General features: G+C 70.5%; 9 protein-coding genes and 2 pseudogenes. 6 read left to right on the top strand and 5 right to left on the bottom strand.

Going from position 1 to position 14,005, the window contains the following annotated elements; genetic code table 11:
• Positions 1-121 (bottom strand): annotated as a pseudogene (locus JHN45_RS52845) (aminoglycoside phosphotransferase family protein); the annotation flags it as partial.
• Positions 122-364: 243 nt separating this feature from the next.
• On the opposite strand from JHN45_RS52845, the gene JHN45_RS09925 reads away from it, so the two are divergent.
• Positions 365-1,873, top strand: coding sequence for a hypothetical protein (locus JHN45_RS09925; RefSeq protein WP_200714762.1), 1,509 nt, complete (start codon positions 365-367; stop codon positions 1,871-1,873).
• A gap of 27 nt (positions 1,874-1,900) precedes the next feature.
• On the opposite strand, the gene JHN45_RS09920 is transcribed toward JHN45_RS09925, so the two are convergent.
• Positions 1,901-3,328: a PP2C family protein-serine/threonine phosphatase gene (locus JHN45_RS09920; RefSeq protein ID WP_201048729.1), complete on the bottom strand. Its 1,428-nt coding sequence runs from the start codon at positions 3,326-3,328 to the stop codon at positions 1,901-1,903.
• Positions 3,329-3,866: 538 nt separating this feature from the next.
• Here JHN45_RS09920 and JHN45_RS09915 point away from each other — a divergent pair.
• A complete protein-coding gene (locus JHN45_RS09915) occupies positions 3,867-6,146 on the top strand; it encodes a M4 family metallopeptidase (protein ID WP_201048728.1) in 2,280 nt (759 codons plus the stop codon).
• Between the two features lie 100 nt (positions 6,147-6,246).
• Positions 6,247-7,926, top strand: coding sequence for a murein biosynthesis integral membrane protein MurJ (gene murJ, locus JHN45_RS09910; protein WP_201048727.1), 1,680 nt, complete (start codon positions 6,247-6,249; stop codon positions 7,924-7,926).
• Here murJ and JHN45_RS52840 read toward each other — a convergent pair.
• Together JHN45_RS52840 and JHN45_RS09905 are read right to left on the bottom strand one after the other, a co-directional pair.
• A pseudogene (locus JHN45_RS52840) lies at positions 7,874-8,272 on the bottom strand (oxidoreductase); the annotation flags it as partial. The gene murJ and the pseudogene JHN45_RS52840 overlap by 53 nt on opposite strands.
• A 101-nt stretch (positions 8,273-8,373) precedes the next feature.
• Positions 8,374-9,261, bottom strand: a complete 888-nt coding sequence (locus JHN45_RS09905; RefSeq protein ID WP_200714766.1) for an SDR family oxidoreductase — start codon at positions 9,259-9,261, stop codon at positions 8,374-8,376.
• Between the two features lie 71 nt (positions 9,262-9,332).
• Here JHN45_RS09905 and JHN45_RS09900 point away from each other — a divergent pair, with 71 nt between their 5' ends.
• The 3 genes from JHN45_RS09900 to JHN45_RS09890 all read left to right on the top strand — a co-directional run bounded on the left by JHN45_RS09900 (position 9,333) and on the right by JHN45_RS09890 (position 12,977).
• Positions 9,333-10,283, top strand: coding sequence for a LysR family transcriptional regulator (locus tag JHN45_RS09900; protein WP_200714767.1), 951 nt, complete (start codon positions 9,333-9,335; stop codon positions 10,281-10,283).
• A gap of 110 nt (positions 10,284-10,393) precedes the next feature.
• Positions 10,394-10,807 (top strand): SsgA family sporulation/cell division regulator, encoded by a 414-nt coding sequence (locus tag JHN45_RS09895; protein WP_200714768.1) that lies wholly within the window; start codon positions 10,394-10,396, stop codon positions 10,805-10,807.
• A gap of 139 nt (positions 10,808-10,946) precedes the next feature.
• Positions 10,947-12,977: a phosphocholine-specific phospholipase C gene (locus JHN45_RS09890; RefSeq protein ID WP_200714769.1), complete on the top strand. Its 2,031-nt coding sequence runs from the start codon at positions 10,947-10,949 to the stop codon at positions 12,975-12,977.
• Here the strand turns inward: JHN45_RS09890 and JHN45_RS09885 are convergent.
• Positions 12,967-13,992, bottom strand: a complete 1,026-nt coding sequence (locus JHN45_RS09885) for a Gfo/Idh/MocA family protein (RefSeq protein WP_200714770.1) — start codon at positions 13,990-13,992, stop codon at positions 12,967-12,969. The two genes, JHN45_RS09890 and JHN45_RS09885, sit on opposite strands and share 11 nt — an antisense overlap.
• Positions 13,993-14,005 lie beyond the last annotated feature (13 nt).

Below are 14,005 nucleotides of genomic sequence, written 5' to 3'. Positions count from 1 at the left end.
TGCCCGCACCGAGCACGGGGCCGGCCGCCGGGCGCGCCGGGTCGAGGTAGGGGCCGCCGGCGCCCGGGCGGGGGTGCAGCGACCGGGGCGGGGCGGACACGGAGGACGATGCTGTGTACATGGGAGAGACAGATCCCTTCGTGTGCCTGCAGTGCCTGTCCAAGCAAGCGCGCTACCCGGCCCGGTCCCGCGGGTCCATCCTGGGGAATGTCCCTCGGTGACCAGGTCGGGGTGGCGCGTTCCTACCTGACACCGGATGCGCACTGGCACACCATCTGGCGCACCCTGGCGAACCATGGCGAATAGTCGCCCGGCACAGCGCACCGGGCTATGTTCAAGTCAGCCGAGAACCTGGGGGCTTGACGTGAACGGACAACCCAACTCCCGTCTCTCGGACCTGTTCGGCCTGGCCGGCTGGTCCAAGGGCGAACTCGCGCGGCTGGTCAACCGGCAGGCGGCGGCCATGGGCCACCCCCAGCTCTCGACCGACACCTCGCGGGTACGGCGTTGGATCGACATGGGAGAGATCCCGCGCGATCCGGTGCCGCGGGTGCTGGCGGCTCTGTTCACCGAGCGTCTCGGCCGTGTCGTGACCATCGAGGACCTCGGTCTGGTCCGGCACGGGCGTACGGGGAAACGGCCCGACGACGGGAGTGTGGAACATCCCGACGGTGTGCCGTGGGCGCCCGAACGGACTGCTGCGGTCCTCACCGAATTCACGGGAATGGACCTCATGCTCAACCGACGCGGCTTGGTGGGCGCGGGCGCCGCGCTCGCCGCAGGCTCCGCACTCAGCAGCGCCATGTACGCATGGCTGCACTCCGATCCGACTCTTTCCGCCGACGCTCCCCGGTTCGACGATCCCCTGCACGCCGACCCCGCTGGGTTCGACCGCTATGAGGCCGCCCCCATCGGGTCGCAGGAGATCGAGGAACTGGAGGAGTCCGTCCAGGTGTTCCGAGCCTGGGACGCGGCCCGCGGCGGCGGGCTGCAGCGCAAGGCCGTGGTGGGACAGCTCAACGAGGTGGGCGGCATGCTGGCCTACCGGCACCCCGCCGATCTGCAGCGGCGCCTGTGGGGCGTCGCCGCCAATCTCGCCGTGCTCGCGGGCTGGATGTCGCACGACGTCGGTCTGGAGCCCACGGCCCAGAAGTACTTCGTCATCGCCGCCCACGCGGCCCGTGAGGGCGGCGACCGGCCGCGTGCAGGGGAGGCGCTCTCCCGGGCGGCTCGCCAGATGGTGCACCTCGGCCGGCCCGACGACGCGCTCGATCTCATGAAACTCGCCAAGACCGGTTCCGGCGACCAGGTGCTGCCCCGCACCCGGGCGATGCTCTACACCATCGAGGCCTGGGCGCAGGCGTCGATGGGCAAGGGCCAGGCCATGCGCCGCACCCTCGGCCAGGCGGAGGACCTCTTCGTCTCCGACCGCGGCGACGTACCGCCCCCCAGCTGGATGCAGACGTTCAAGGAGGAGGACCTCTACGGCATGCAGGCCCTGGCCTACCGCACGCTGGCCGAGCACGAGCCGGGAGCGGCCGTGCACGCCCAGTACTTCGCGGAGAAGGCCCTGGCGCTGCGGGTCGACGGACGGCAGCGGTCGAAGATCTTCGACTTTCTGTCGATGGCCTCCGCCTGCTTCATCGCGGACGACCCCGAACAGGCGGACAGGTACGCGCGGTTGGCCCTGGCGTCGATGGGATCGAACTCCTCCCACCGCACCTGGGACCGGCTGCGCGAGATGTACCGGCTCACCGCCCAGTACTCCGACTACCCGAGAATCCACGAGCTGCGGGAGGAGATCCAACTCGCCCTGCCGAGGACACAGTCGAGGAGCGCGAGGACCAGGTACGGCAACAGCGCCCAGGCGTAAGGAGGTTGTGCCGGGGCGTCCTACGGCCTAGCTGATCCTGGCGACCAGCACGCAGGCGTCGTCCTCGCGCGCGGAGTCGCCGAACTCCTCCACGACCATCCGTACGCAGTCCTGTGCGGTGCGCGCCTCGCCGAACCGCGGGGCCAGGTCGAGGAGTTGGTCGACGGCGGCCGCTCCGCTGTGCCCGGGCACCAGTCCGTCCGTGTGCAGCACGAGTACGTCGTCCGCTTCGAGGGTCTCCTCGGCCTGTCCGTAGGACGCTCCCGAGGTGGCGCCGAGCAGGACGCCGTCCGGTGCGCTCAGCATGCGCCCCGTCCCGCCGCGGAACAGCAGCGGGGCGGGGTGTCCTGCCTGCGCCCAGGTCAGGGTGCGGGTCTCGGGGCGGTACCGGCAGCACACCGCGCTGCCCAGGGCCGGTTGCACGGTGGCGTCCAGTAACTGGTTGAGCCAGGACATCAGTTGGCCGGGCTCGGTGCCCGCCATCGCCATGCCGCGCAGGGCGCCGAGCAGCATCGCCATGCCCGAGGTGACGGCGACCCCGTGTCCGGTGAGGTCGCCGACGCTCAACAGGGTGGCGCCGTCGGAGAGTTGGAGCGCGTCGTACCAGTCGCCGCCGATCAGCGCATTCGTCGAGGAGGGCAGATAGCGGGCGGCCAGGTCCAGTGTCTCCGGCCCCTGGTGCGGGAGCCGCAGAGAACCGCGCCACGGCGGCAGCACGGCCTCCTGCAGCTCGACCGCGAGCCGGCGCTCGGTCTGCGCGTGGTGCCGGTGGCGCTGCAGCGAGTCACGGGTCTCGCTCACCGTCCGCTGGCTGCGGCGCAGTTCGCTGACATCCCGCAGCACGGCCCACATCGAGGCGGTGCCACCGTCGGCGTCGAGCACGGGCTCGCCCATCATGTGCACGGTCCGTACGGCGCCGTCGGGCCGTACGACGCGGAACTCGCCGTCGATGGGCTTGGCGTCGACCAGGCAGTCCGTGACCATCGCGGTCAGACTCGGCCGGTCCTCGTCCAGGACCAGGGACGGCAGTTCGTCGAGGGTGAGCGGTGGAGCGGCCGGATCGCGGCCGAGGATCTGGTACAGCTCCCCGGACCAACTCACCGCGTCCGTCAGCAGGTTCCACTCGGCACTGCCGACCCGGCTGAGCAGCGAGTCGGGCCGGGGCGCCTCCGGTACGGCAGTCGGTGCGAGCGGCGCTTCGACGGCCGCCGGCACGGGCGGCGGGCCGTCCCGCAGCTGGGCCAAGTGCTCGTCGACGTCGTTGAGTTGATGCAGGGCCAGATCGCACAGGGCCCGCTGCCACCGCTCCCGGGGATCCGAACCGTCGTGCTGGGCGTCCCGCCGGACGGCGTCCACGTCGCCCATGAGCCGCCGGGCCTGCGATATCAGCGCGTCGACCGAGCCGCGCGCGGGCGGCTGGGCGGCTGGGCGGTCCGCAGAGAGATGGGACGGCATGACGCACTCCGATGCGGGGACGGTTCGACCAAGGCGGATGGAGGGACCGGTTACGACTGTCGCACAGCCCGCGACGCCCTGTAAGGGATTTGGCAACACCCGATCCGGTGGTGCTTCTGGCATATGCCAGCGTCTTCACGGGCAAGGTGTGCCGTGCTCGTGGCGTAGCTGTCCTGGTGGGGCAAGTCGTAGACGCCGTACGCGAGTTGAGGGATTGGATACCCCCTCGGACGGACATTCAACCAGCTGTTCGACGGCCCGGTGTTCGCGTGTGGTGCCAGTGTTCGGCGTGAGGCTGAAAAGCGTTGCTCGGGCGAGTGATCCGCAGTACGCAGCAGCCATTTTGAGCCGTTGCTTTGTTATAGCCATGACAATTCTGTGGGCGTGATGCCACTCTGCTGTGCACCACGCTCACCGAGCGTTCACTTCCTCCTCACCCTTCCTCCTCACACCCGCGCGCCGCCGGACGGCCGTACCCCGGCCCGACCCGCTCTCCAGGACTCCACCGAGTCCGACCACCCCACATAAGGAGAACGCCTTGACCCGGCATGACCGTTATCCGCACCACCCCAGATACACCGCCGCCCTCGTGCTGACCGCGGTCGGCACCCTGCTGGCCGCCGGTATGCAGACCGGTGCCGCCTCCGCCGTTCCCGGCGGCCACCCCACCCCCGCGAAGATCCTGGCCGCCCCGCGGGCCGGCGCGGCCCCGGCCGCGCTGTCCCCGGCGAAGCACGCCGTCCTCCTCAAGAGCGCGGGCGCGGCGGTGCGGAGCACGGCGAAGACCCTCGGCCTCGGGGCCAAGGAGAAGCTCGTCGTCAAGGACGTCACGCAGGACGCCGACGGCACCACCCACACCCGCTACGAGCGGACGTACGACGGACTGCCCGTCCTCGGCGGCGACCTGGTCGTCCACGCGAAGAGCGGGCGCCTCACGGTGACGAAGGCCGCGAAGGCGGACCTGAAGCTGGCGGACATCACCCCGAACGTGACATCGGCGACGGTGAAGGCCAAGGCGCTGGTGGCCGCGGCCAAGAAGGGCGGCGAGGAGGTCAAGCTCGACGGCGCCCCGCGCCTCGTCGTCTGGGCCGCCGGAGCCAAGCCCGTCCTCGCCTGGGAAGCGGTCGTCGGCGGCTTCCAGGACGACGGCACCCCCAGCGAACTCCACGTGATCACCGACGCCGACTCGGGCAAGGCCGTCTTCCAGTACCAGGGCATCGAAACGGGCACCGGCACCGGCCAGTTCAACGGAACGGTCCCGCTCAGCACCACGCTCGACCCGGCGACCTCCACGTACCAGCTCGTCGACGGCGACCGCGCCGGACACAAGACCTACGACCTGAACCAGGGCACCTCGGGCACGGGCACTCTCTTTACGGATGACAACGATGTCTGGGGCGACGGCACCGCGACCAACCGTCAGACCGCGGGCGTGGACGTCGCGTTCGGTGCCGCGGCCACCTGGGACTACTACAAGGACGTCTTCGGCCGCAACGGCATACGCAACGACGGCGTGGCCGCCTACAGCCGGGCCCACTACGGCAGCAACTACGTCAACGCGTTCTGGTCCGACACCTGCTTCTGCATGACCTACGGCGACGGCTCGGGCAACACCCACCCGCTGACGGCCCTTGACGTGGCCGCGCACGAGATGACCCACGGCGTCACCGCCGCGACCGCCGGTCTCACCTACTCCGGTGAGTCGGGCGGCCTGAACGAGGCGACCTCGGACATCTTCGCCGCCGCGGTGGAGTTCCACGAGAACCTGCCGGCCGACGTCCCCGACTACCTCGTCGGCGAGAAGATCGACATCAACGGCAACGGCACACCGCTGCGTTACATGGACAAGCCCTCCAAGGACGGTTCGTCCCGGGACTACTGGAGCTCGACGCTCGGCAGCGTCGACGTCCACTACTCCTCCGGCCCGGCGAACCACCTCTTCTACCTGCTGTCCGAGGGCAGCGGCGCGAAGACCGTCAACGGCGTCTCCTACGACAGCCCGACCTACGACGGCGTGCCGGTCGCCGGCATCGGCATCGACAACGCCCAGAAGGTCTGGTACCGGGCGCTCACCACGTACATGACCTCGTCCACCAACTACGCCGGTGCGCGCACCGCGACGCTCCAGGCGGCGGCGGACCTGTTCGGGGCGTACAGCCCGACGTACCTCGCCGTGGCCGACGCGTGGGCGGCGATCAACGTCGGCAGCCGGATCGCGCTCGGCGTCAACGTGGCCCCGATCTCCGCCCAGATCAGCGGAGTCGGACAGTCCGTGTCCCTCCAGGCCAGCGCCTACACCACCAACTCCGGTGCGGGGCTGACCTATTCGGCCACGGGACTGCCGGACGGACTCTCCATCAGCAGCACCGGTCTGATCTCCGGCATCCCGACCACCCTCGGCAGCAGTGACGTCACGGTGACCGTCACCGACGACACGGGCGCGTCCGCCACCGTCGCCTTCACCTGGCGGGTGGCGAACATCTACGCCAACGGCACCAGGGTGGACATCCCCGACAACGGCGCCGCCGTGGAGTCCCCGATCACGGTCACCGGCCGCGACGGCAACGCCTCCGCCACCACCCAGGTCTACGTCAAGATCATCCACACCTACCGGGGCGACCTCACCGTCGACCTCGTCGGCCCGAACGGCACCGTCTACTCCCTGTCGAACCGCGCGGGCGGCTCCACCGACAACATCGACCAGACCTTCACCGTCGACGCCTCCGCCCAACCGATCAACGGCACCTGGACGTTGCGGGTACAGGACCGTGCGGCGCTCGACGTCGGCTACATCGAGCAGTGGCAGCTGACTCCCTGACCCACGACCCGTGTGACTGACCGTCCATGACGGTCCCGGCCGCGCCCGCACCAGGTGGGCGCGGCCGGAGCCGTCACCCCGGGCGTCGTAGATTGTGTCCATGATCGAGGAGACAGCGGCCGAGCGGTTACAGCGGTCGGGCACCCGACGCAGGCATGCCGCGCGGCAGAAGACGGAAGGCGGGGGCGGACTGCTGCGCTCGTCCGCGCTGATGGCGGCGGGAACCCTGGTCTCGCGCGCAACCGGCCTGATCCGCCAGGTACTTCAGGCAGCGGCCTTGGGCACCGGACTGCTGGCCACCACCTACAACCAGGCCAACACGGTGCCCACGAGCCTGTACTTCCTGTTGATCGGCGGCGCCCTGAACTCCGTCCTGGTACCCCAGTTGGTGCGGGCCAGGACCGAACACTCCGACGGCGGCGCCGCGTTCGAGCAGCGACTGGTCACCCTCGTGCTGTGCGTCCTGGGCGTCGGCACCGCGCTGGCCACCTGGGCCACCCCCGAGATCATCAGCGTCTACCAGCACGACACCCCCGCCACGCACGACGCGTTCCGACTGACCGTCGTCTTCGCCCGGTTCCTGCTTCCGCAGATCTTCCTCTACGGCGTCTTCAGCATCTTCGGCCAAGTCCTCAACGCCCGGAACCGGTTCGGCGCGATGATGTGGACCCCGGTCCTCAACAACATCGTGCTGATCACCATGTTCGGCCTCTACCTGGGCCTGCTGACCGTGCCGGAACAGGTCTCGGACATCACGGGCGCCCAGGTCCGGCTGCTCGGCATCGGCACCACACTCGCCCTCGCCGTCCAGGCGCTCGCCCTGATTCCCTATGCGACGGCGGCCGGGTTCCGGTTCAGGCCGCGCTTCGACTGGCGCGGCACCGGGCTCCGCAAAAGCGTCAACGCGGCCCGCTGGACACTGCTGTTCGTGCTGACCAACCTGGCGGCGAGCACGGTGGTGACCCGTCTGGCCTCCGCCGCCGACGCGGCCCGGCCCCGCGACGGCGTCGGCTACACCGCCTACAGCTACGCCCAGCAGATCTGGATGCTGCCCCAGTCGATCGTCACCGTCTCCCTGGTCACCGCGCTGCTCCCGCGCATGAGCCGGGCGGCGACCGAGCACCGCCTCGACGACCTGCGCGCCGATCTTTCCCGCGCGCTGCGGGTCAGCGGTGTCGTCATCGTCCCGGCCGCCTTCTTCTTCCTCGCCTTCGGCCCGCAGACGGCTCAACTCCTGTTCGCCCACGGCTCCGCCGACGCCACGGCCACCGTCCCCCTGGGCCACATGCTGCAGGCCTTCGGCCTCGGACTGATCCCCTTCTCCGCCCAATACCTCCTGCTACGCGGCTTCTACGCCTTCGAGGACACCCGAACGCCGTTCCGGATGGCGGTGTTGATCTCGGGCACCAACATCGCGCTGGCCGTGGCCTGCCACTATCTGCTGCCCGCGCGCTGGGCGGTCACCGGAATGGCCGGCGCCTACACCGTGTCCTACGGGATCGGTCTGCTGCTGACCGCGCTCCGCCTGCGGCGCCGTACGGCGGGACTGCTCGACGGACGGCGGATCTGCCGCACCTACGCGAAACTGACCGTGGCCGCCACCGGCGCCGGCGGAGCCGGGTGGCTCCTCGCCCGGGTCTGCAACCAGGGCCTGGCAGCGGACAGTTGGACACCGGCGCTCTCGCTGGCGGCGGGCGGTACGGCGATGGCCGTGCTGTTCCTGCTGCTGGCGCGACTGCTGCGGATAGGGGAGTTGCGGAGCCTGCCCGGACTGGGGTGAGCCACGCCGTGCAGTGTGCCGGAACGGCGGTCGACGTCGTCGGTTGGAGATTGGTGTAAATGGCGCCCGGCATCAGGGCGTTGGCGGTGATGTTGTCCCCGGCCCAGCGGCGGGTGGCCTCCACCGCGAAGAGGACGTCGGCGGTCTTGGACTGGCCGTAGGCGAGCCACGGATCATAGGGCCGGAAGTCGAAGTCGACGTCGTCCCACACGACCGGCGACTGCTGGTGACCCGTCGAACTGGCCACCACGACACGGGCGTTGCCGTCGGCCGCGAGGGCGCCGTGCAGTCCGGTGGCGAGGGCGAGGTGCCCCAGGTGGTTGGTGGCGAACCGCCACTCCCGGCCCTACGTCCGCGGCGGTGCTGGAGAAACCGAAGGGGGTGGTGAGGGCAGTCGCGCGTGAACTCCTCGCTGTGCGGTGCTGGTTGTGCCGTGGTGCGCTGCGATCAGGGGGTGAGCTTCAGGTCCTGCTCGACCAGCGGTTTGCCCGAGTGCCAGTCGAGGGCCGCGCCGAAGCGCACCAACTCGCCGTAGAGCGCGGGGTCGACCCGCTCGGCGAGGACGAGGTCGAGCACGGCGGAGGCCGCCTCGGCGGGGGACTTGGCCTGGCTGAAGTCGTCGAACCAGGGGCGGGACGTGGCCGTGTCCACCATGCCGGGGCACACGGACGCGATCAGGGTGTCGCTCGCCAGGTCGTCCTGGCGGCGCTCCGCGGCGACCGCGCGGACGGCGGCGACCTGGGCCACCTTGGAGGGCACGTTCAGCCAGAGCGGCCACCCCGCCTCGGCCGTGGTCCGGTGGTGGACGGCGCTGCGCCAGGACTCGACGGCGTACTCGACCTGGTCCAGGCTCGCGCCGTCGAACAGGTCGTGCAGCGCGGGGTCGAGATGGCCGAGGGTGCCGAGGCTGCTGGCCACGACCAGGAACCGGCCGCCCGGGCGCAGGACCGGGCCGAAGGAGCGCAGCATCGCGTGGGTGGCGGTGTTGGAGACGGCGATGAACTCGTCGGCGCGCTCGGACTGCGACTCCCCGGGGAGCATCCGGGTCACGGCGTTGGAGATCACGATGTCGACCCCGCCGTGGCGCTGACGCAGCTCGTCGGCGAGGTGGGCGATGGCATCCGTGTCGGTGACGTCGAGGACCCGGCCCTCCACCCGGCTGCGGGTGGAGGGCCGGCCGGCCACCTCGCGGGCCGCGTCGGTGACCCGCCGTTCGTCGCGGCCGGTGAGCAGGACGGTGTCGTCGGGGCTCATACGGGCCGCGAGTCCCTCGACGAGGGCGCGGCCGAGTCCCTGGTTGGCGCCCGTGACCAGGGCGATGCGTGGAGCGTTCATGGCTCCACGGTAGGAACGATCACATCCATGCGTCCAACGAAAGTTACGCACCGCTAGTATGCGTAATCGTCATGGACTTCACGGATGTGTCACTCACCGCCCTGCGCGTCTTCCGCGCGGTCGCCGAGCAGGGGACCTTCACGGCCGCCGCCGTGTCGCTGGGCTACACCCAGTCGGCGGTGTCCCGGCAGATCGCCGCGATCGAGCGGGCCGCGGGCGCGGAACTGCTGGAGCGGCGCCGCGACGGCGTACGGCTGACCCCGGCCGGCCGCATCGTCATGCGCAGGGCGACGGTCGTGCTCGACGAGATCGACACCACCGCCCGCGAACTGTCCGGGCTGCCCACCGAGGCCGCGACCGTCCGCCTGGGCTGGCTGCCCAGCGCCGGAGCGGCCCTGCTGCCCCGCGTCCTGGTCGCGCTGCGCCGCAGCGACCCGGACCTGAACGTCGTCAGCCGGGAGGGTGGCACCCCCGCACTGGTACGCGCCCTGCGGGCCGGCAGCCTCGATCTGGCCCTGCTGGCGTCGGCGCCGCCCTTCCGGCCGCCGGACACCGAATCGCCCCCGCTGATCCTGCGCACGCTCACCGAGCGCCCGTTGTTCCTCGCGGTGCCCGCCGCCCATCCGCTGGCCCGCGCCGAGTTCGTCGACGTGGCCGATCTGCGCGGGCAGCGCTGGATCGCCGGTTCCTCCTCCGGTGAGGACCGGCTGATGGGCGTATGGCCCGGCCTCGACGAACGGCCCGAGATCGCCCACACCGCCCGCGACTGGCTGGCCAAGCTCCAACTCGTCGCGGCGGGCTGCGGGTTGACGACGGTGTCGGCCTCCCTCGCCCCCGCCGTCCCGCCGGGCGTACGCGTCCTGCCGGTGCGCGGCGGTCCCCAGGAACAGCGGCGGCTCCTGCTGGCGCGGCTTCCGGGGGCGCCCACGGAAGCGGTCACCCGGGTTGCGGCCGCCCTGCGTGCCGCCGCGCTCGACGGCGGCGACGCGATCTCCGGAGGGGGTGACGCAGACGTGACGTGACGCAGGTCACATGAATTCATGCGGGGTTCCGCGTAATGCGAACGGCACCTACGAGGTCGTACAGGCACACGGCAATCCGGCCGACCTCTCACCCGTAGCGGAGACCGACCATGGACATCACCCTCGAACAGCCCACCCGAGCCCGGCTGATCACGGCGGACGACACCGAGATCCCCGTGTCGGCCACGCTTCGCTATCTCGCCTCGGACCCCTTGGCCGTGCACCTCGACTTCCCACCCGAGGTGTCCCTCGACGGTGACACGGTCACCTGGACCTTCGCCCGGGCGCTGCTGGAGGAGGGGCTGCGGCGGCCGGCCGGCAGCGGGGACGTGCACCTGTGGCCGTGCGGCCTGGCCCGTACGGTCCTGGAGTTCCACTCGCCGTTCGGACTCGCTCTGCTACACTTCCACACCCCGGCGCTGCGCCGCTTCCTGCTGCGGACGTACGACGTGGTCGCCACCGGGCAGGAGGACATGGACGCGGTCGTCGACCGGGGACTGAGCGCCCTGTTCGGGAGTGTCTGAGGGCAATACGACGTCAGGACAACGGTTTTGACTTTTGTTCACCTCCATCTCACCGTCCGGGTATGGACCTTGGCGATCACCCCGTGCACCCTTGCGCGCGGTGTGCCGCTCGGGCACGCCTGTGACGAGGGCGGAGCGCATGACACCGATCAGCCGAAGAGGCTTCGTGGGGCTCGGTGCCACCGTGGCGGCGGGCATGGCGACGGGCACCGGCGTACGACCCGCGATCGCCGCGCAGCAGACGCGGACGGCGACCGGCACGATCTCGGACGTGAAACACGTGGTGATCCTCATGCAGGAGAACCGCAGCTTCGACCACTACTTCGGGCGCCTCAAAGGCGTCCGCGGCTTCGACGACCGCAGCGGCATCACCCTCGGCGGCGGCTACCCGGTCTTCAACCAGCCCAACGGCGGCGGCCGTCAGTACCCGTGGAAGCTGAGCGCCACTCCGGCCGCGGGCGGCAAGGACGGCGAGACTCTCGCACAGTGCAACGGCGACCTGCCGCACTCCTGGTCGTCCCAGCACTCCGCGTGGAACAAGGGCCGCCTCGACAACTGGGTCTCGGGCGTGGGCAACATCCGCTCGCTCGGCTACCTCGACCGCGCCGACATCCCCTTCCACTACGCACTCGCCGACAACTACACCGTCTGCGACGCCTACTTCTGCTCCACCCTCAGCGCGACCGGCCCCAACCGCACCTATCTGTGGAGCGGCAAGGTCGACTCCTCCAGCTACGACGGCGGTGACGAGTCCGGCCTCACCTGGCAGAACTACGCCGAGGCACTGCAGAACGCCGGAGTGACCTGGAAGGTCTACCAGAACGCGGCCGACAACTACGGCGACAACGCCTGCGCCTACTTCAAGAACTTCACCAACTCCAAGGCGGGCAGCCCCCTTTACGACCGCGGCATGTCCTCCGTCCCGGCCACCACCGGCTCGACCCCGGACGACATCGCCGCCGCCATCAAGGCCGACGTCCTCGCGGGCACCCTCCCGCAGGTCTCATGGGTCGTCCCCAACCAGGCATTCTCCGAGCACCCCTACGCCCCGCCCGGCGACGGCGCCCACTTCATCGGCCTCGTCTACCAGGCCCTCGCCGCCGACCCGGACGTCTTCGACTCGACCGTCCTGTTCCTCAACTACGACGAGAACGACGGCTACTTCGACCACGTCCCGCCACCCGTCCCGCCCGCCGGCACGGACGGCGAGTTCCTCAACGGCGTCCCGTACGGCTTCGGCTTCCGCGTCCCGATGATCGTCATCTCGCCCTGGACACGCGGCGGTTGGGTCTCCTCGGAGGTCTTCGAACACACCTCGGTCCTCCGCTTCCTGGAGACCTGGACCACGTCCCTCGGCGAACCGGCCGCCTGCCCCAACATCAGCACCTGGCGCCGCAAGGTCAGTGGCGACCTCACCGGCGTCTTCGACTTCGCCAACCCGGTCTACGGCTCCGTCGCGCTCCCCGCGACCAGCGTCATCGGCATCTCCACCTGCGGCCCACTGCCCAACCCGGTGCCGACGAACAACGCCCTGCCGACGCAGGAGACCGGCACCCGGCCCGCCCGCGCGCTGCCCTACCAGCCCAACGGGTACCTGGATCACCTGGAGTTCGGGTCGAGCGGCAAGATCCTCGCCTGGTTCGCCATGGCCAACCAGGGCGGCGCCGCCAAGAGCGCCGCCCATCTCTCCATCCACCCCAACGCCTACCGCGACACCACGCCCTGGCAGTACACGATCGACCCGGGCGGCACCGCCTCCGACTACTTCAACATCGGTACGGGCTACGGCAGCGGCAAGTACGACCTCTCCATGGTCGGCCCCAACCGCTTCCTCCGCCGCTTCCAGGGCGACGCCACGAAGGCGGGCAAGTCCGTCGAGGTGAGCACCCGTTACGCGGTCGAGTCGGGCACCGGCAAGCTCGCGATCTACTTCAGGATGGCCAACTCGTCGACGGCGTCGGTGAAGTTCACCATCACCTCCAACCACTACCGCAGCGACGGACCGTGGACCTACACGGTCGCCGCGGGCGGATCGACGGAGGACTTCTTCAACGCCGTTGCGTACCAGGGCGGTTGGTACGACTTCTCGGTCACGGTCGACTCCGACGCGACCTGGTCGCGCCGGTTCACCGGTCACCTGGAGTCGGGCGCGGCGAGCGTCAGCGGCTGACGTCGGCGTACAAGTCCGGGCGCGGGGCGAGCTCCACGGTCACTCTGCCGCCGCTCTCCAGCGCCCGGACCCCGGCCTCGGCGACCACCGAGGACGCGTAGCCGTCCCAGGCGCTCGGGCCGGTGACCCGGCCCTGTCGGGTGGCGTCCACCCAGGACTGCACCTCACGGTCGTAGGCGTCCGCGAACCGTACGAGATAGTCCAGCGGGACGTCCTCGTGCGCGCTGGCGTGCGTGGTGACGACCATCGTGCGGTCCTCGCCGATCCGGGCACTGCCCGCCTCGCACACGGCCTCGCAGCGCACCTGGTAGCCGAAGCCGGAGTTGACGAAGACCTCGACGTCGACCAGGGCACCGCCGTCGGTCTCGAAGAGGACGAGCTGCGGGTCGATCAGCCCTTCCGGGGCGTTCGCCGACGAGTGCGGGCTGAGCACCGTCACCGCGGTGAGTTCCTGACCGAGCAGCCAGCGGGCCGCGTCGATCTCGTGCGAGACGGAGCTGTCGATGAGCATCGCCGAGGTGAAGTAGGGCGGCGACGACACATTGCGGTGGGTGCAGTGCAGCATCAGCGGGCGCCCCAACTGCCCACTGTCCAGCAGGGACTTGAGGCGCTGGTACTCGGCGTCGTAGCGCCGCATGAACCCGATCTGCGCCAGCCGGCGCCCGAGTCGTGCCTCCGCCTCCACCACCCGGAGTGCCCCGGTGGAGTCGGGCACCATGGGCTTCTCGCACAGCACCGGCAGGCCGCGCGCGAAGGCCGCGAGCAGCGCCTCCTCGTGTGCGGGACCCGGCGAGGCGATGAGCACCGCCTCGACACCGGGGGCGTCGAGCGCGGCCACGGCGTCCTCGTGCACCGTGACCGCGTCCAGACCGGCCGCCGCCTCCTTGGCGCGCTCGGTGTCCGGGTCGGCCACCGCGGCCACCCTGGCGCCGCTCACCACCTGGTCGAGGCGTCGTATGTGGTCGGCTCCCATGTGTCCCGCACCCAGCACGGCCACGCCCAGCAGGTCACCCACGTGTGCTCTCCCT

The organism is Streptomyces sp. MBT53 (genome assembly GCF_016654115.1).
Lineage (GTDB): Bacteria > Actinomycetota > Actinomycetes > Streptomycetales > Streptomycetaceae > Streptomyces.
The sequence above is the reverse complement of the archived record's forward strand: the minus strand, read 5'-3'. Positions and strand labels throughout refer to the sequence as shown.